Origin of the sequence: Meridianimaribacter flavus (assembly GCF_004366715.1) — a bacterium.
GTDB lineage: Bacteria > Bacteroidota > Bacteroidia > Flavobacteriales > Flavobacteriaceae > Gaetbulibacter_B > Gaetbulibacter_B jejuensis.
Genome location: NZ_SOQZ01000001.1, coordinates 837,704 through 855,982, shown reverse-complemented (window position 1 = coordinate 855,982; position 18,279 = coordinate 837,704). Strand labels below are relative to the sequence as shown.

Below are 18,279 nucleotides of genomic sequence, written 5' to 3'. Positions count from 1 at the left end.
ATAGTAAACGTATTGAATTTCACCTATACGATACATGACGTATATTACATTTGTAACTTAACTGTTGTTCCGTTACCTTCTGCAGAGGTTACTGTTAACTCTCCATCAATTTCATGAGCGCGTTTTTTCATATTATTGAGTCCGTTACCAAGTTCAACTTTTTGAGCATCAAACCCTTTTCCGTTATCAGAAACTTGAACTAAAAGTTTATCATCTACCTGATTTACCTCAACCGTTATTTTAGTCGCTTCAGCATATTTTATAGCATTATTAACCGCCTCTTGAATAATACGATAAATGTTCATTCCCTCAACAGAAGTAAACTGTAAGTCATCATTAATCTGTTCTCCTTTTTTGAAATTGAATTCAATACCTTCTGAAGCGATATGTGCTTTATCAATAAAATTTGAAATTCTAGATTGTAAATCTTCAATAGATATTTCATTTTTATTCATTGCCCAAATAGTATCGCGTAACTCATAAATGGTTGATGAGGTGAATGTGCTTATACTTTTAAGCTTATCGCCTAACTTTTCTGGGAGTTTAAATCCGTATTTTAAATTATCTAAAGATGAAATGATAAACGTTAATTGCGCTCCAATGTTATCGTGTAAATCTCTTGAAATTCGTAGTCTTTGGTCTTGAAGCTTACTTTGAGTTTCAATTTTTGCCAAAGCATCTTTAAGCTGATTTTCGCGAAGCAACTGTCGGTTTTTTATCTTTTGTTGACTATACACTAAGTAACCCAAAAGCGAGAGTACAATTGCCAATGCTACTAAACCTAAAATGTAGTTGTTCTTTTTACTTAAATCGAGTTCTTTTTCGGCTAAATCAGCACGTTGCGACAAGATTTCTTTTTCTTTCTTTTCAGTTTGATATTGAATTTCCAATTCGGCAACCTTACCATTGGTTTCAATATTTAAAATACTGTCTCTAAACAAAGTGAAACTTTTGTAATACTCTAAGGCTTTTTGAGGCTGGTTTTTAGCTTCGTAATATTGAGAGTAATTGTGTAACGCTGTTTCTATATCTGTTGCCGATTTTGCTTTTCTGGTATAATAGTAACCACTATCTAGATACACTTTGGCTTCTTCCAAACGATTGTTTTCAATCAACACATCAGCAATATTATTGTAAGTAGCACCAATTCCAGTTTGGTTGCCTATAGCACGCTCTGCCTTTACTGATTTATTAAAATACAATAAAGCAGAGTCTATTTCTTCTAAATAATAATATACTGCTCCAACATTGTTGGTGGATTCCGCAATTCCTTTTTGACTGTTCAAGTCTTCTTCAAGCTTTAAGGAGGCTTTAAAATAATCAAGTGATTTTAGCAAGTCACCATCATTAGCATAAATAATAGCAATACTATTGTAGACTTCAGACATTCCTTTTTTATTGTCTTCAGCCTCAAAAATATCTTTGGCTTTAAGATGATTTTCAATAGCTTGTTGGTTCATTCCAAGGTAGCTATATACTGTTCCTATATTGTTTGTTACAGTTGCTCTATGCGAATCCATGCTTTTAGCATCGTAGATTTTAAGCGCTTCTACGTAAGCCGCTAAAGCATCTTCATACAATCCTAAATTACGATTACACGCACCAACATTATTATAGGCTGAAGCAATGATTATAGAATCTGTTGATGTTTCCAAAGCAGCAGTTGACAGCAATTTAGCTTCAGTGAATAATCCTAAATCTCGTTTAACAATTCCTAAATTATTTTTGCTTTGTGCAATGCTGTTAACTACTTTATTTTTTTTAGAAATTGACAATGCCTTTTCCAATAACTCAATTGACTTTTGAGGATTGGTTTTATAAATATCCATTGCTGAGTCATTAAGTACCGCTACATTGTTTTGAGAAAAACCAATAGAAAAATAAAGAATACCAAAAACTGTCAGCCAAAATGTTTTCATATTAAAAAGTAGTTGGTTGATTTGTTTAAAGTTAGAAATTAATTTGGGAACGTAAGTGATATTATTGTGCCTTCATTTAATTTAGAATCAATTGAAAACTCACCTCCTAAATCATTGACACGCTTTTTCATGTTTGTTAAACCGTTTCCTTTTTCGATAGTGTTGAGATCAAAACCTTTTCCGTTATCAATTATTGATAGTTTGTAGTTCTTAGGTTTGTCTATACTAATTTCAATTTTAGTTGCCTTAGCATGTTTTATCGCATTATGTACAGCTTCTTGAACAACTCTATGGATTCCTATTCCTGTTACCGAAGAAAACGACTTTTCAATATCAACTTTATTAGAAACATTAATATTGAACTCTATTTCCTGCGACGCAAATCTTGCTTTATCCTTGTAATTTGTAATTCGTAAAATAAGGTCTTCAATTGTTATCTCTTCCTTATTCATTGCCCAAATAGTATCGCGCAACTCATAGATGGTTTCTGAGGTGAAATTGCTAATGCTTTCTAGTCGTTTGTTTAGGGTTTCATCTTTAATATCAAAACCATACTTAAGATTGTCTATAGAAGAAATTATAAAGGTAAGCTGCGCACCAATATTATCATGCAAATCTCTTGAAATTCTCAAGCGTTGTTCTTGTAGCTTATTTTGAGTTTCAATTTTTATCAACGCATCTTTGAGTTCATTTTCTTTTTTTAGCTGCTTGTTTTTAAGTTTTTGCTGATTGAAAAATAAGTATCCTATCAACCCTAAAACTATTGCTAAGCAAACCACTCCATAAAGTTGATAGTTTTGTTTTTGAATAGTTAGTTTATGCTCAGCAAGTTCAGCACGTTGTATCAGTATTTCTTTTTCCTTTTTTTCGGTGTCATATTTCACTTCAAGATCAGCAATAGCTTGCGCATTCTTTTCAGAAAAAATAGAGTCTTTTAAAATTCTAAATTTATGAGTGTGCTCTCGTGCTTTTTTAAAATTTCGAAGCATGTAATAACTCTCTGCTGTATTTAAGTTAAGATCTCCTGAATTGGCTTTTATTTGAGGATATTTCTGAATCAGTTTAAATCCTTTTTCAGCATAACCCAAAGCGGTTTGTGGTTCATTAATTTCATTATACAACGCTGTTAAATTGGAGTATGTTGATAATTCAGACGCTTCATCAGACTCAAAACCTTCAGGCTTATCCAAAGCTTGTAAATAGGTTTTGATAGCCAAATCATAGTTATTATTTTCATTATAGGCATTTGCAAGGTTATCTAACAACCTGTAATACTCTATAAGGTTATTAGTGCGTTTTGCTATTACTAACCCTTTTTTATATGTCATTATAGCTTCATCAATGCGTCCTAAATCTTTTAGGTTGATGCCAATGTTATTTAATGACGTAATCTGGTCATTCTCTAAGTTATGCTCTTCTCGAATTTTTAACGCCTTCTCATGATAACTCAATGCCTTTTCATTAAGATTCATTTCTTGATATATAAGACCTATATTGTTAAGATACGTATGACTTTGTTTTTCATCGCCAATGGCATCATTCATTCTTAAAGCATCAAAAAAGAACCTCAATGCGTTATCATACTCGCTTCTGTTCCAATGAAACATTCCTAAATTATTAATGCACATGACTTCAATATTTTTGAAGTTGTACTCCTGACTTAAATCTAACGCTTTAGTGAAATAATATTTAGCTGAATCAGATTTACCTGTGACATCCATATAGATACCATGTGTATTTGTTAATTCGGCTAAACCAAAATTAAACCCACTCTCTTTGGCTTGCGTTTTCCCTTCGGTAATGACTTGAAGTGCTTTATCAGAATCGTTGAATATATAACTAAATCCAATCTTGTTATACGTCCTGATTCTTACTGAATCATTCTTTATTTCTTTAGCAGCCGTAAGTAAGCTATCTAAGTTTTGTGAATAGGTATAAGATGATTGAAATATGAATAGAAGTGTAACTAAAAGTATCCTCATTTTTGGCAATAAAAAAAGCATCAGAAAATACCTGTCCTTACCAGATAATATGACTGACGCCTTTTTAAAAAATTGATTAATAGCATTACGAATATATAACATATTGAAGTTCATCATCTTTTTTTTCGATAAGAAGCAATTAAAAAAGATTAAGCGTAATCCTACAAAAATTACGCTCAATCAGGAAATCTCAACAACAAGATTTAATTATTAAGATTGTAAGCATAAATCGTTTTATCATTGGCTTTATAGAAAAGAAAACCTCCAAATTCATCCACCTCATACTCAGGCTTTTTGTCGTTTAAAACAATTTCTTTATCTGTATTACCAGTGTCTTTATTTACTTTAACTAACCCAACACCATTATCTAATTTAGTTAAAATAAACTGTGCATTTTCGGTTGCTGCAGTTGATTTAAATCTAGTAGATAAATAGTCAAAAGAAGCTCCTGCTATTCCAGCAAACATATCGGCAGCTCTTTTAGCTTCTTTACCATAATCGTTATAGCTATCAAGGTCATTTACACTACCAAAAGCACTTCTGTTAGCACCAGCTTTCATACTCATAGAAACTGTCATTGCTGTAGATGCTACTGCTGTAATACCTCCTACAATTTTACCAAAAGTGCTTCTTCCTGGTGATTTATGGTAAGTATGATAATTTTCATTTCCGTCAAATGCTAAAGAGGTCATATTTTGACTTGATGACAAAAAGATACCAGTATCTCTTATTTCCATATGATTAGGATCTTCTTTTTCTTCAAAATCGCACTTAGCAAGATCACTAACTTCTCCTGAATTTGCATCAACAGCCATAATTTTTCCATCAGCAGCAATTAAATATCTGTCATTTTTAGCATCAAAGGTTGATGCTACTGATGCTGCTCTTTTATATTTTAACGGCTTACCCCAAACCTCTTCTCCTGTTTCTAAATTCACAATATTAGCGTCTTCACCTGTAATATATAGTAACCCTTGTGGTGTGTGTGCCATTACCATAATATTTTCTCCTGTTTTAAGAGGCTTTTTGAAAAGGGGTTTGCCGTCAAATGAAATTTTATTGATACCTCCTGATTCTATTCCGAATAAAATACCATCTTCCATTATGTAAAAATGCTGAACGTATCCTTTTGTTTTTGGTGCTTTATCCCATAGATCTTCTCCTGTAGCTGCACTAAACATGGTTATTTTTGATTCTGATTTTGCACCTAAAGCTCCTGTGCCTCCTGCAACATCACTAACTACAGCTAGACCTTGAGGTAGAATTTCAAAGTTTGTAACAATACCTTTTACTTTTCTATCATCTTCCCAAAGCTCAGCTCCATTACTTCCAATTTTATGGATTCTGGTGTTTTTACCATTTGTAGTAGTTTCAAAACCATAAATTTCTTTTTCAGTTTCATCGGCAACCATCCAATTAACACCTTTTATTTTAGTTTGCCATAAATCTTCACCTGAATGCGATTTAGCAATAAGTCCTTGTGCTGTTGGTATAATTAAAGAGTTCTTTAAGAGCAAAGGCGTTCCTGTAACACTAAAGTCTTTTGCAATTCCTACTCTACCTGGTTTATCCAAAAAGAAACTATAGTCTAGCTTAGAAGTGTTAAGGTCGTAAACTGCTACTTTAGGAGTCATTTTTTCAAACTTATCGCCTATTTTCTGAATACCACTAACTACTAATTTGTTTTGTGGCAACATAACATTACAAGTATAAATTTGATTCCAGCTATCATCATCTGAATTGAAAATCACTTTACCTTGAACATAATCTATCACTGCTCTTTTGGTTTTAGACAATCCTGCAAAACCCGAAGTCGCTCCTTGAGAGACGACTATATATGGTGAACCTGGAATAAAATCAGTCTCTTCTGGTTTTAGCTTTCCAAAATTATTAAAGGTAAAAACTGGTTGGCTTTCTGTTGGTTTTATCCCTACCAAACCATCATTTGTCGCCACTACCAATACACCTCCAATAGTCAATGTCATTTCATTAATCTTAGCTCCTAAGTCATAACTTTGACTTGGTGCTTCTGCTTTTTGCGCATTAGCAAAGGTTACACTAACTAATAGTGCAACCAATACTAAGCTCTTAAATTGAATTAATAGCGTTTTCATAACTAAAACAATTACTGCACTTGCTTATTTAAATTAAAAGCACCATCTGAAATCATTTTTACAGATTGGTCTCCATTAACATTCTTACCTGAAAATTCGAATGTTCCAATTATTTTAGTTTCAGTTTCTTCAGAAACAGACAGTGTTCCTGCAAGCGTATCATCATAAGGTGCTTGCCAAAGCTCTGTTGTTGAGTTCTGTGGATTGTTTAAGTCTACATCAGTTTCAGAATATGAAGCAGTATTAAAAACTGTAGTAGCACCTGTAAATTCATAAGTTCCTACGCCTTCATATCCCCAAATTGAAAATGAAAATGCTTTACCATCACTATTAGTTGCTATAATAATAAGGTTATTACCATTATTTGCAACAGTTGCAGAAGAAGAAATTTCTAAAGACTGCCAAGAACTACCATCTATTTTTGCTGATAAAGTTCCTGATGCAGCTCCTCCACCACTTCCGCCATCGTCATCACTTGAACATGAAGTTAATCCTACCATGGCTGTTACCATGATTAATACCATAAATTTTCTTAAATCTTTCATTGTTGAATATTTTTAATTAATAACTGATTCAAAAATGCAACTTTAAGAAACTGAAAGAAATACGTAATATGTCGTATATTTAAAATACGATATGCGAAAAAGACTGCTGCAACTGGTTTTGCTTGTCTTTTAATGATTGAAGAAATGCCTTATGGCTATTAGAGTTTGGATTAAACGGTCTGTGTTGAAGGCCTTTTTGTATCACATCAACCTCGTTTAATGTTTTATGAGCCTTTTCTGAAATCCAAACCTGTTTGAATTTTTCCCAAATGTAATTTACTGCTATATCATTTGGATGCAACATATCGGCTTTATAAAAACGATAGTCACGAAGTTCGTCCAGCATAATTTCATACGAAGGGAAATAATACTGCTGCTTTCTTGGTTCAACAACTTGATGAATAGCTGCAACTAAATGCGCTTTACTTTGCGTGTTCTCAACAAAACCATCTTTAATATGTCGCACAGGAGACACCGTAAAAATTACGGACGCTTTTGGATTAACGCTTTTTATTAAAGCAACTATAGCTTGTAATGATTCTGAAATTTCATCAACCGTTAGCAGCTCTTTTGTAAATTGTTTTTGTGGTACTTTATGGCAATTGGCAACAATAACATCTGATGCTGTATATCTATAAACCCAAGCAGTTCCTAATGTAACAATAACATGTGTTGCTTGGTGTATTTGCTGATTTGTTGACTGAACAGCATTGTTCAATGCATGCAACAAATCATCTTTATTATCACTACTTAACTTGGAATGCGCTTCATAACAATGCCATTGTTCGTTATGAAAAAAGATATCTTCTTCGGTGTACGTTTTAGAATTAATCGCATTAGCAACCAAACTTTCAATGGCTAGCGGATGAAATAAAATACCTAATGGATTTTGAAAATTCTGAAGCTTAAAATAGTTAAACTTCTCTCCTATATTTTCAACAAAACAAGACCCAAACAGCGCTATTTTAGAATGATAATCTATTTGATTATTCGGCTCTGATTGTAACGGTATTTGGGTTTGTAGTTTCATAATGAATTCTGCTTAAAAACAGAATGATAATTTAAGCGATATAACTTTTCACTGCTTCCAAAGCGTCTTTTATACCACTAGGATTTTTTCCTCCTGCAGTTGCAAAAAACGGTTGTCCGCCTCCACCACCTTGGATGTGTTTCCCTAATTCTCTAACAATTTGTCCAGCATTCAAGCTTTTTTCAGCAACCAATTCTTTTGAGATATAACAAGACAATAATGCCTTACCATCGTTTTCAGCACCAAAAAGTAGGAATAGGTTATCATATTGACTTCCTAGCTCAAAGCATAAATCTTTTATTCCTGCTGCATCTAAATCAACTTGTTTTGCTAGAAATGTGATGCCATTAACTTCGGTCAATTCATTTTTAAGCTCACCTTTTAGGTTTTTAGCTTTATCTTTTAAAAGCTGCTCTATTTGTTTTTTTAGGTTTGTATTTTCCTCTTGAAGATTCTGTAATGCTTTTACTGGTTCTTTAGCATTATTAAGTAAATCTTTCATTTCAAAATACGCACGATTGTTTTCAAAATAGAAATCTTTTACAGCATCGTTTGTGATAGCTTCAATACGACGAATTCCAGCAGCAACTGCGCCTTCAGATACAATTTTAAAATGCCAAATATCTGCAGTGTTTTTTACGTGAGTTCCACCACAAAGTTCTATAGATTTACCGAATTTTATAGTACGTACAGTATCGCCATATTTTTCTCCAAACAACGCCATTGCACCTTCATCAATAGCTTGTTGCATTGGAATATTGCGTTGTTCTTGCAATGGTAATTTGCCTTCAATTCTAGCATTTACAAAGTTTTCTACATCACGCAATTCATCAACGGTTAGTTTAGAAAAATGCGAAAAGTCAAAACGCAAATACTTACTATGTACCGCACTACCTTTTTGCTCAACATGTGTTCCTAAAATCTCGCGTAATGCCTGATGCAATAAGTGTGTTGCAGTATGGTTACACTCCGTTCTGTAACGTTGTTTTGCATCTACAGTTGCTTTAAAAGTGCCTTGTACATTTTTAGGAAGACTCTTTGCAAAATGAATAATAACATTGTTTTCCTTTTTGGTATCAACAATATATACAACATCACCAGAAGCATCTTCTAGATAGCCTTTATCACCAACTTGTCCACCACCTTCAGCATAAAACGGTGTTAAATTAAACACCAGCTGGTACATTTCACCATCCTTTTTTGAGGTTACTTTTCGGTATTTGGTAAGCTTAACATTAGCTTCAGTAACATCATAACCAATAAACTCTTGCTCGTCATCTTCAAGAACAATTGTCCAATCGTCTGATTTTAATTGAGAAGCTTGCTTACCACGTTCTTGTTGCTCTTTTAGTTTTTTATCAAACTCTTCGTGGTTATAGGTAAATCCGTTTTCACGAAGAATTAAATCGGTTAAATCTTCTGGAAAACCATAAGTATCTTTAAGTTCAAAAACTTTATTTCCTGAAATTTCTTTGGTGTTAGAATGTGTTATAATTCTATCAAGCAATAATAACCCTTGATCTAATGTTCTTAAGAAAGAAGCTTCTTCTTCTTTTATAACATTTTCGATAAGTTGTCTTTGCTCTTTTAATTCAGGGAAAGCTTCTCCCATTTTTTTGATAAGCACATCCACCAAACGGTAAATAAACGGCTCTTTTTGATCTAAAAACGTAAATCCGTAACGAATAGCACGACGCAAAATTCTACGAATTACATAACCAGCTCCTGTATTACTTGGTAATTGTCCGTCAGCAATAGAAAATGCAACTGCACGAACGTGATCAGAGATAACTCTAATGGCAACATCTATCTTATCGTTTTTACCGTAATCTTTATCTGCAATGGTTTCAATTTCACGAATTATCGGTGTAAAAACATCAGTATCATAGTTACTTTGCACATTTTGTAATACCATACACAAACGCTCAAAGCCCATTCCGGTATCTATATGTTTGTTTGGTAAGTTTTCTAGAGAACCATTAGCTTTACGATTGTATTGCATAAAAACCAGGTTCCAGATTTCAACCACTTGCGGATGATCCATATTCACCAAATCCTTACCAGAAACCTTTGCTTTTTCTTCAGCAGAACGAATATCAACATGAATCTCACTACAAGGACCACAAGGACCTTGATCTCCCATTTCCCAGAAATTATCTTTTTTATTGCCTTTTAAAATTCGGTCTTCTGCAATGTACTGTTTCCAAATATCGTAGGCTTCGGTATCTAATGGCGTACCATCTTCTTCGTCTCCTTCAAAAACAGTTACGTATAAAATGTCTTTGTCTATTTTATAAACCTCTGTCAATAATTCCCAAGCCCAAGCAATCGCTTCTTTTTTAAAGTAATCGCCAAAACTCCAGTTACCCAACATTTCAAACAATGTATGATGATAAGTATCATAACCAACCTCTTCTAAATCGTTGTGCTTTCCAGAAACACGCAAGCATTTTTGAGTATCAGCAATTCTATTGCTTTTTGGTGTGGCATTACCTAAAAAATATTCTTTAAAAGGTGCCATTCCAGAGTTGACAAACATTAAAGTTGGATCATCTTTTAACACCATTGGTGCAGATGGTACAATAGTATGTTTTTTATCTTCAAAAAACTTTAGAAATTTTGAGCGTATCTCTTGAGACTTCATGTATGTTTAATTCTCGTTCTTGTTAAAATTATATTAATTGCGAAACAATTTTTATCTTTGGTCGTTTGCAAATAAAATTCATTTGATTGAAATGATTTTATCAATTGCAAAAATAGTATAAATAAAGAAATGAGTAAGGTAAAATATTATTATGATTCTGAAACACTTTCGTATAGAAAAATAGAACGAAAGAAGAGACGAACATTTAAGTACATTTCACTGTTTTTATTAGCTTCTGCCTTGTTTGGTTTTTTATTTGTGTTTATCGCAAGTCAATATATTGAATCTCCAAAAGAAAAGGCTTTAAAACGTGAGCTTTCTAATATGCAGCTACAATTTCAGTTGCTCAATAAAAAAATGGATGAAACGCAAGATGTACTTGCCAATATTGAAGAGCGCGACAATGCTATTTATCGACTGTATTTTGAAGCAAACCCTATTCCTGAAGAACAACGAAAAGCTGGTTTTGGTGGTATTAACCGTTACAAAGACTTAGAAGGATTTGACAACTCTAAATTAATTATTGAAAGCCACCGAAGAATGGACATTCTTCAAAAGCAAATTGTTGTGCAATCACGCTCATTAGACGAAATAGCAACTTTAGCAAAAGACAAAGAAAAGTTTTTAGCCTCAATACCTGCCATTCAGCCTGTTAACAATGCCGAATTAACTCGTATGGCATCAGGTTATGGTTATAGAACTGACCCTTTTACTAAAGTAAGAAAATTTCATTTTGGTATGGATTTTACAGCTCCTCGCGGAACTCCTGTTTACGCTTCTGGAGATGGTGTTGTTACCAGAGCAGACAACAGAGCTACTGGTTATGGTAAACATATTAGAATAGACCATGGTTACGGATACGTTAGCCTTTATGCGCACTTATACAACTACAATGTGCGTGCTAACCAAAAGGTTAAACGTGGTGATTTAATAGGTTTTGTTGGTAGTACAGGACGTTCGGAAGCTCCACATTTACACTATGAGATTTTTAAGGATGGTGAACGCATCAACCCTATTAACTTTTATTACGGAAATTTATCTGCTGAAGAATTCTCTGACTTACTAGAAAAAGCTTCTTTAGAAAACCAATCTTTAGATTAATTTTATGCATATAGAACTCCCAGAAAAACGATACTATGGCATTGGCGAAGTTGCAAAAGCTTTTGACGTCAATGCATCATTGATTCGTTTTTGGGAAAAAGAGTTTGATATTCTAAAGCCTAAAAAGAACGCAAAGGGCAACCGTAAATTCACACCAGAAGATATTAAAAACCTAAAGTTTATTTACCACTTGGTAAAAGAACGAGGATTTACTCTTGAAGGCGCTAAAACTCATCTTAAAGAAGAAAAGAAAAAATCGCTAAGTAATTTTGAAATAATTAGTAAATTAGAAGCTATAAAGGCGCAACTAATCAAAATTAAATCACAACTTTAAAACTCTCTTATCATGAAAAAATGGTTACCATGGATTATTGTTGCAATAATCGCAATAGGTTTGTACACTAAAGGAAAAGGTTTTTACAACGAAGCTATAAGTCTTGACGAAAACATTGGTGAGCAATGGTCCAAGGTAGAAAGTGCTTACCAACTAAGAAGCGACCTTATACCTAACTTAATGAAAGTAGCCGAACGCTATGCCGAATATGAGCAAGAAACTTTTAAAATAGTTACTGATGCGCGTTCTAAAGCCACAAGCATACAAATTGACCCATCAAATATTACTCCTGAGCAACTCACCCAGTTTAAAGAAGTGCAAAGCACTATGACCTCGGCTTTATCTAGGTTACTAGCTGTTTTTGAGCGCTATCCAGACTTAAAAGCTAATGAAAACTACAAGGAATTGATGAACAGTCTTGATCGTGTTGAAAAACGAATTAAAGTAGAACGCGACCGTTTTAATGAAACCATTACACCTTACAATAACTTAGTAAGACAGTTTCCTAACAACCTATACGCAGGCTTTTTTGGATTTGAGAAAAAAGAACGTTTTGAATCTGACGAAGGCGCTGAAAAAGGTATTGACATAAACGATTACAAATCTGACAATTAATGTCTACCGTTGAAAATTTTCTTTCACAAACCGAAGAACAAGAGGTTATTAAAGCCATACGAGACGCTGAACGTTTAACTTCGGGTGAAATTCGTGTTCATTTAGAAAAATCCGATAATGGAAATGCCGAAGCACGTGCTATGGAAGTGTTTCATTATTTAAAAATGGACAATACCAAATTGCAAAATGGTGTTTTAATTTATGTAGCTGTAGAAGATAAGTCGTTTGCTATTTATGGAGATAAAGGCATTAATAATGTTGTGGCTAATGACTTTTGGGAAAGCACAAAAAACACTATCCAATCTCATTTTAAATCTGGTCGTTATAAGGACGGATTAATCTATGGTATTTTAACTGCTGGAGAGCAATTACAGCATCATTTTCCTTGGAATCATTTTGATACTGATGAACTCCCAAATGAAATATCAAAAATTTAATGCGCAATAGAGTTTACATATTATGTTTTGTGATTGTATGCTTTTTTGCTACTCAGTTTTCATTTGCTCAATTTAAAATCCCTGAAAAACCTACAGGTAGCGATCAAACTAGCGTTTACGACTATATTGGATTGTTATCTAACTCTCAAAAAGACCATTTAGAGCAAAAACTGATAAAATATGCCGATTCTACTTCATCTCAAATAGTAGTTGCTATCATTAGCACATTAAATGGAGATGACATTACGCTAGTTGGTGCAAATTGGGGACACAAATGGGGAATTGGACAAGCTAAAGAGGATAACGGAATTTTAATCTTACTCGCTAAAGACGACCGTCAAATAGATATTAATACAGGTTACGGTATGGAATATCGACTTACTGATATTTTAGCCGAACGTATTATAAACAGAGTCATGATTCCTGAATTTAAAAAAGGGAATTTTTACAGTGGACTAGACAAAGGAACAGACGCAATTTTTGAAGTATTAAACGGTGAATTTAAAGCCGAATCTACTAAAGAAGACTATAGTTTTCCTATTGGTGTTTTTGTGGTCTTGTTTGTGATGTTTATTGTGCTCTTAATAGCAATTTCTAGTAATCGTCGTGGTAAAGGTGGCGGAAATAGTGGTGGCAAAGGTAAAGACTTAGACAGTAGAGATATTTTAGAAGCCATTATTTTAAGTAATATGGGACGAGGCAGTTACGGGAGAAGTTCTGGTGGAGGTATTTTTGGCGGAAGCTCAGGTGGTGGAAGCTTTGGTGGAGGTGGTTTTAGTGGTGGCTTCGGTGGAGGCGGATTTGGAGGTGGTGGAGCCTCAGGAAGTTGGTAGTTATGAAAAAGACGATTGTATTATTATTTATCATATTTATTTCGTGCAAAGGACATCAACCAGAAAGGAAGAATCCTTTTTCACATTTGCCCAAGAATGAACAACAGAATATTATTTCTGACTTTTCAAACCTTTTTTCTTTTGAAGAAGAAAACGCTTTATCTCATAAAATAGCCGATTATGAATCTACAACTACCAATCAAATAGTAATTATCACTATAGACTCAATAGTTCCGAATCATTTAAGTATACAGGAATACGCTATTGAAATTGGAAATTATTGGGGAGTTGGACAATACAAAAAGGACAACGGATTAATTATTGCTATTTGCAAACCACAAAAACAAGTAGCGATTGCAACAGGTTATGAAACTGAAAAAACACTTACAGATTCCATCTGTCAAGATATTATTAATACTTCAATGCTTCCCTTTTTTAAAAAAGAGAATTACTACCAAGGCATTAATAATGCTCTAGATTCAATTATAAAAAAATGGGATTAATAAAATAGCAGCTATTTCTTACGCATATAAACGCTTACAGGAACTCCATGAAAATCAAAATGTTCCCTAAGTTTATTTTCTAAAAAGCGCTTATAAGGTTCTTTAACATATTGAGGTAAATTACAGAAAAATGCAAATTGCGGTTGTGGTGTTGGCAATTGCATAATGTATTTGATTTTTACATACTTACCTTTATATGCTGGTGGTGGATTATGGTCTATAATTGGCAATAATACTTCATTAAGCACACTAGTTTTTATACGCTTTGTTCTGTTTTTATAAACTTCAACAGCTGTTTCAATAGCTTTAAAAATACGTTGCTTGTTCAATACCGAAATAAACACAATTGGCACATCAACAAAAGGTTCAGTTTCTCGTCTTATCATTTTTTCAAACTCTCTGGTTGTTTTATTATCCTTTTCAACCAAATCCCATTTGTTCACCAAAATAACAATGCCTTTACGGTTACGTTCGGCTAGCCAAAAAATGTTTTGTACTTGACCATCAAACCCTCTTGTAGCATCTAAAACCAATAAGCACACATCGCAATGTTCAATAGCTCTAACGCTTCGCATTACTGAATAAAACTCAAGGTTTTCTTTTACTTTAGATTTTTTACGTATTCCTGCGGTGTCTACTAAATTGAACTCAAAGCCAAAACGATTATATTTTGTATCAATGGAGTCTCTTGTAGTACCAGCAATATCAGTAACTATATATCTATCTTCACCTATCAAAGCATTTATAAAAGAAGATTTCCCTGCATTGGGACGACCTACAACTGCAAATCGTGGCAACTCTTCTTCTTCTACTTCTTCTTTTTCAGGTAAGGCTTCAACTAGAGCATCTAACAAATCTCCTGTTCCACTACCATTAATACTTGCAATAGTGTAGTACTCTCCAAGACCTAATGCATAAAACTCTACTGCATCTTCAGCACGCTTAGCATTGTCAACTTTATTAACAGCTAAAAACACTGGTTTTTCAACTTTACGAAGAAGTTTAGCAACGTCTTCGTCCATTCCTGTCACACCAGTTTCTACATCAACCATAAAAATAATGGCATCAGCTTCATCAATAGCAAGTTCTACTTGTTTATCAATTTCGGCTTCAAAAACATCATCACTACCAATAACATAACCACCTGTGTCGATAAGAGAAAACTCTTTACCGTTCCAGTCACTTTTTCCATAATGACGGTCTCTGGTAACTCCACTAACAGCATCAACAATGGCTTCTCTACGTTGTATTAAACGATTAAAGAAGGTTGATTTTCCTACATTTGGTCTTCCTACAATAGCTACTATGTTGCTCATTATGATTATTTTTTTGCGCCTGCAAAGATAATATTAGTTTGCAGTATTTTTAGATAAAAAAGTGTTTTACTTTTGGTTATACCCAAAACGCTTTAATTGATTTGTATTTGTACGCCAATTTTTATTGACTTTTACATATAATTCTAAATGAATTTGTTTTCCAAAGAATTTTTCTAAATCTTTTCTAGCCTCAATCCCTACGCGTTTTAAAGCAGAGCCTTTATGTCCAATGATAATACCTTTTTGAGTATCGCGCTCTACCATAATTACCGAACGCATTCTAATAATATTTTCTTCTTCAAAAAACTCTTCGGTATCAATTTCTACAGCATAAGGAATTTCTTTCTTATAGTGTAAAAGTATTTTTTCGCGAATGGTTTCATTAACAAAAAAGCGCTCAGGCTTATCAGTAAGCTGATCTTTTGGATAAAAAGGTGGTGACTCTGGAAGCAACTCTATAATTCTGTTAAATACTTCTTTTACTTGAAATCCTTCTAATGCAGAAATAGGAAAAATTTCAGCATTTGGCACTTTTATTGCCCAAGATTGGACTTGCTCTTCTAGCTGTTGCTGGTCAGAAGTATCTATTTTATTCAATAATAATAAAACAGGGATTTTAGAATTGGTGATTTTCTTGAAAAAGGCTTCATCTTTCAATTCCTTTTCTCCTATTTCAACCATGTAGATTAATACATCGGCATCATCAAAAGCAGATTTTACAAAATCCATCATGGATTCTTGAAGCTCATATGCTGGTTTTATAATTCCTGGTGTATCACTTAAAACTACCTGAAAGTCGTCTCCATTTACAATACCTAATATTCTATGACGAGTAGTTTGCGCCTTAGAAGTTATTATTGATAATTTTTCACCTATAAACGCATTCATAAGTGTTGACTTACCAACGTTAGGGTTTCCTATAATATTTACAAATCCAGCTTTATGCATTTTCATTATTTCTTGTTGGCAAAGATACAGCTTAATATTATAAAAAAACCTTTCAAGCTATTTGAAAGGTTTTTTAAGTTAATTGAGGTTTATTTTACTTTGAAAAATAGACGTAAATAGCAACTACTATAAGTGTAATTAATCCGCCTACAAGCTTTACATGTTTCCATGGTGTAATATCAACTTGCTCAGTATACTCTTGCACATAAGCTTCTTTTCTTGGGAAGAAATATCCAATCACAAGCATTATTATAATGTTAGCTACAAACAAGATAGCCATAATGTGCAAAAAGTGTGGATATGCTTCGGCTTCTACCAACTTTAATGCAGCAGGATCTGTAACTCCTGAAGCTTTTGCAGCTTCTAATGCTTTTTCTACTTTATTTGGACCAATTATGAACTGACTGACAATATACATTATTGATCCTGATATAATACCAATTTTAGCAGCAATGGCTGGTACTCTTTTGGTTAAATATCCAACAACAATAATTGTAAGTATTGGAATGCTGTAAATACCATTAATTTCTTGTAAATACTTAAATAAGCTTCCTGCATTTTCTATCATAGGAGCAATAAACATTGCTGCCAATGCTAAGCATATTCCAAAGATTTTACCATATTTTACAACTGTAGATTCATCGGCATTTTTATTGATATGTTGTTTGTAAATATCAATACCAAACAATGTTACCGAACTATTCAATACACTATTAAAAGAACTTAAAATAGCACCAAACAACACTGCTGCGAAAAATCCAACAAGATATTTAGGTAATACAGCTCGTACTAATTCAGGATACGCTAAATCACTAGAAGCAAGTCCACCTTCAAAATAGTAATAGGCAATCATACCTGGAAGCACTAAAATTAATGGTCCTAAAATTTTTATAAATGAAGCAAGTACTAATCCTTTTTGTCCTTCAGCTAAGTTTTTAGCCCCAAGTGCTCTTTGTATGATTTGTTGGTTGGTTCCCCAATAAAATAACTGAACCAACATCATTCCTGTAAAAATGGTTGAAAAAGGAACCTCTTGTCCTGGGTTACCTGTAGAATCAAAACGCTCTGGGTTTGCAGACATAAGTGTTTCTAAACCTCCAAAAACCGAACCATCACCAATTGCCATTAATCCGAAAACTGGTATCAATATTCCTCCTATCAATAAACCTATTGCGTTAATTGAATCTGATACTACAACAGCTTTTAAGCCTCCAAAAACTGCATAAATAGATCCAATTATTCCAATTCCCCATATACAAATTACCAGAGCTGAAGAATCTGAAACGTTTAATAGTGTTGGCACATCAAACATTCCGCTAATTGCTACAGAACCAGAGTACAAAATTACAGGTAGCAATACCACAACATAACCCGTCAAAAACAAAGCTGATGTTATAGTTTTAGTAGAGACGTCAAATCTATTTGCTAAAAACTGAGGAATTGTTGTTAGTCCACTTTTAAGGTATCTTGGCAACAAGAAAATAGCAGTTACAATCATAGCAATAGCTGCTAAGGTTTCCCATGCCATTACTGATAAACCATCAGTATATGCGCTACCATTAAGACCAACAATTTGTTCGGTTGATAAATTAGTCAATAATAAAGATCCTGCAATAACTCCTGCAGTTAGACTTCGTCCTCCTAAAAAGTATCCATCGGAAGATTTTTCATCAGTTTTACGCGTTGCATAATAGGAAATTATAGCCACAAGCGCAGTAAACCCAACAAAGGATAGAATTCCAATCATAATAATGTTACGTTAAATATTAGTTAGTTATAAAGGGCAAAAAACTATGCTCAATGCCTCTAATTTATAAAAGTAACTAAAATATAGTTTATAATTGGTATTCTCAGACTTTTCATAAAATTAAAAAGCCAAACACTTTCGTATTTGGCTTGTTGTAGCGGGAACTGGACTCGAACCAGTGACCTTCGGGTTATGAGTTTCAAAACCACCT

Annotated in this window: 15 protein-coding genes; 6 read left to right on the top strand and 9 right to left on the bottom strand. The window is 33.5% G+C overall.

The features are described 5' to 3' along the window. Positions 1-44: 44 nt before the first annotated feature. The 6 genes from A8975_RS03810 to alaS form a co-directional block, all read right to left on the bottom strand. Positions 45-1,919 carry a sensor histidine kinase gene (locus A8975_RS03810; protein WP_134198731.1) on the bottom strand — a complete coding sequence of 625 codons (1,875 nt, stop codon included), beginning with the start codon at positions 1,917-1,919 and terminating at the stop codon, positions 45-47. Between the two features lie 38 nt (positions 1,920-1,957). Then, positions 1,958-3,901 carry a sensor histidine kinase gene (locus A8975_RS03805; RefSeq protein WP_166667439.1) on the bottom strand — a complete coding sequence of 648 codons (1,944 nt, stop codon included), beginning with the start codon at positions 3,899-3,901 and terminating at the stop codon, positions 1,958-1,960. A 203-nt stretch (positions 3,902-4,104) separates the two neighbouring features. Beyond that, positions 4,105-6,015, bottom strand: a complete 1,911-nt coding sequence (locus A8975_RS03800; RefSeq protein ID WP_134198729.1) for a PQQ-binding-like beta-propeller repeat protein — start codon at positions 6,013-6,015, stop codon at positions 4,105-4,107. An 11-nt stretch (positions 6,016-6,026) separates the two neighbouring features. Then, positions 6,027-6,560: a DUF6252 family protein gene (locus tag A8975_RS03795; RefSeq protein WP_134198728.1), complete on the bottom strand. Its 534-nt coding sequence runs from the start codon at positions 6,558-6,560 to the stop codon at positions 6,027-6,029. Between the two features lie 79 nt (positions 6,561-6,639). Further along, entirely contained in the window at positions 6,640-7,590 is a 951-nt protein-coding gene (locus tag A8975_RS03790; RefSeq protein ID WP_134198727.1) for a GSCFA domain-containing protein, read from the bottom strand. A gap of 31 nt (positions 7,591-7,621) precedes the next feature. Continuing rightward, on the bottom strand, positions 7,622-10,234 hold the full coding sequence (gene alaS, locus A8975_RS03785) for an alanine--tRNA ligase (protein ID WP_131505870.1): 2,613 nt from the start codon (positions 10,232-10,234) through the stop codon (positions 7,622-7,624). 129 nt (positions 10,235-10,363) lie between these two features. Here alaS and A8975_RS03780 point away from each other — a divergent pair, with 129 nt between their 5' ends. The 6 genes from A8975_RS03780 to A8975_RS03755 are packed head-to-tail and all read left to right on the top strand — an operon-like array spanning position 10,364 to position 14,057. Continuing rightward, positions 10,364-11,335, top strand: a complete 972-nt coding sequence (locus A8975_RS03780) for a M23 family metallopeptidase (protein WP_129759165.1) — start codon at positions 10,364-10,366, stop codon at positions 11,333-11,335. 4 nt (positions 11,336-11,339) lie between these two features. Further along, positions 11,340-11,669, top strand: coding sequence for a MerR family transcriptional regulator (locus A8975_RS03775; protein ID WP_131505871.1), 330 nt, complete (start codon positions 11,340-11,342; stop codon positions 11,667-11,669). Positions 11,670-11,681: 12 nt separating this feature from the next. Continuing rightward, complete coding sequence (locus A8975_RS03770) at positions 11,682-12,284, top strand: LemA family protein (RefSeq protein WP_129759167.1); 603 nt, start codon at positions 11,682-11,684, stop codon at positions 12,282-12,284. Then, entirely contained in the window at positions 12,284-12,721 is a 438-nt protein-coding gene (locus A8975_RS03765; RefSeq protein WP_134198726.1) for a TPM domain-containing protein, read from the top strand. Before A8975_RS03770 ends, A8975_RS03765 begins: the two co-directional genes overlap by 1 nt. Beyond that, the gene (locus tag A8975_RS03760) at positions 12,721-13,554 is read left to right on the top strand and encodes a TPM domain-containing protein (protein ID WP_131505874.1); all 834 of its coding nucleotides are present in this window, start codon (positions 12,721-12,723) and stop codon (positions 13,552-13,554) included. The genes A8975_RS03765 and A8975_RS03760 overlap by 1 nt, the downstream gene beginning before the upstream one ends. Before the next feature lie 2 nt (positions 13,555-13,556). Beyond that, positions 13,557-14,057, top strand: a complete 501-nt coding sequence (locus A8975_RS03755) for a TPM domain-containing protein (protein ID WP_134198725.1) — start codon at positions 13,557-13,559, stop codon at positions 14,055-14,057. 11 nt (positions 14,058-14,068) lie between these two features. On the opposite strand, the gene der is transcribed toward A8975_RS03755, so the two are convergent. The 3 genes from der to A8975_RS03740 all read right to left on the bottom strand — a co-directional run bounded on the left by der (position 14,069) and on the right by A8975_RS03740 (position 18,068). Next, positions 14,069-15,373 (bottom strand): ribosome biogenesis GTPase Der, encoded by a 1,305-nt coding sequence (gene der / locus A8975_RS03750; RefSeq protein WP_131505876.1) that lies wholly within the window; start codon positions 15,371-15,373, stop codon positions 14,069-14,071. Positions 15,374-15,439: 66 nt separating this feature from the next. Next, on the bottom strand, positions 15,440-16,321 hold the full coding sequence (era, locus tag A8975_RS03745) for a GTPase Era (protein ID WP_131506517.1): 882 nt from the start codon (positions 16,319-16,321) through the stop codon (positions 15,440-15,442). A 94-nt stretch (positions 16,322-16,415) separates the two neighbouring features. Next, complete coding sequence (locus A8975_RS03740; RefSeq protein ID WP_134198724.1) at positions 16,416-18,068, bottom strand: solute:sodium symporter family transporter; 1,653 nt, start codon at positions 18,066-18,068, stop codon at positions 16,416-16,418. Positions 18,069-18,279 lie beyond the last annotated feature (211 nt).

Excerpts from the sequence above, each read along its gene's own strand:
- A8975_RS03770 (WP_129759167.1), top strand. The coding sequence starts at position 11,682 with ATGAAAAAATGGTTACCATGGATTATTGTTGCAATAATCGCAATAGGT.
- A8975_RS03740 (WP_134198724.1), bottom strand. The coding sequence starts at position 18,068 with ATGATTGGAATTCTATCCTTTGTTGGGTTTACTGCGCTTGTGGCTATA.
- A8975_RS03760 (WP_131505874.1), top strand. The coding sequence starts at position 12,721 with ATGCGCAATAGAGTTTACATATTATGTTTTGTGATTGTATGCTTTTTT.
- A8975_RS03765 (WP_134198726.1), top strand. The coding sequence starts at position 12,284 with ATGTCTACCGTTGAAAATTTTCTTTCACAAACCGAAGAACAAGAGGTT.
- A8975_RS03790 (WP_134198727.1), bottom strand. The coding sequence starts at position 7,590 with ATGAAACTACAAACCCAAATACCGTTACAATCAGAGCCGAATAATCAA.
- A8975_RS03800 (WP_134198729.1), bottom strand. The coding sequence starts at position 6,015 with ATGAAAACGCTATTAATTCAATTTAAGAGCTTAGTATTGGTTGCACTA.
- era (WP_131506517.1), bottom strand. The coding sequence starts at position 16,321 with ATGCATAAAGCTGGATTTGTAAATATTATAGGAAACCCTAACGTTGGT.
- alaS (WP_131505870.1), bottom strand. The coding sequence starts at position 10,234 with ATGAAGTCTCAAGAGATACGCTCAAAATTTCTAAAGTTTTTTGAAGAT.
- A8975_RS03775 (WP_131505871.1), top strand. The coding sequence starts at position 11,340 with ATGCATATAGAACTCCCAGAAAAACGATACTATGGCATTGGCGAAGTT.
- A8975_RS03755 (WP_134198725.1), top strand. The coding sequence starts at position 13,557 with ATGAAAAAGACGATTGTATTATTATTTATCATATTTATTTCGTGCAAA.
- A8975_RS03805 (WP_166667439.1), bottom strand. The coding sequence starts at position 3,901 with ATGAGGATACTTTTAGTTACACTTCTATTCATATTTCAATCATCTTAT.
- der (WP_131505876.1), bottom strand. The coding sequence starts at position 15,373 with ATGAGCAACATAGTAGCTATTGTAGGAAGACCAAATGTAGGAAAATCA.
- A8975_RS03795 (WP_134198728.1), bottom strand. The coding sequence starts at position 6,560 with ATGAAAGATTTAAGAAAATTTATGGTATTAATCATGGTAACAGCCATG.
- A8975_RS03810 (WP_134198731.1), bottom strand. The coding sequence starts at position 1,919 with ATGAAAACATTTTGGCTGACAGTTTTTGGTATTCTTTATTTTTCTATT.
- A8975_RS03780 (WP_129759165.1), top strand. The coding sequence starts at position 10,364 with ATGAGTAAGGTAAAATATTATTATGATTCTGAAACACTTTCGTATAGA.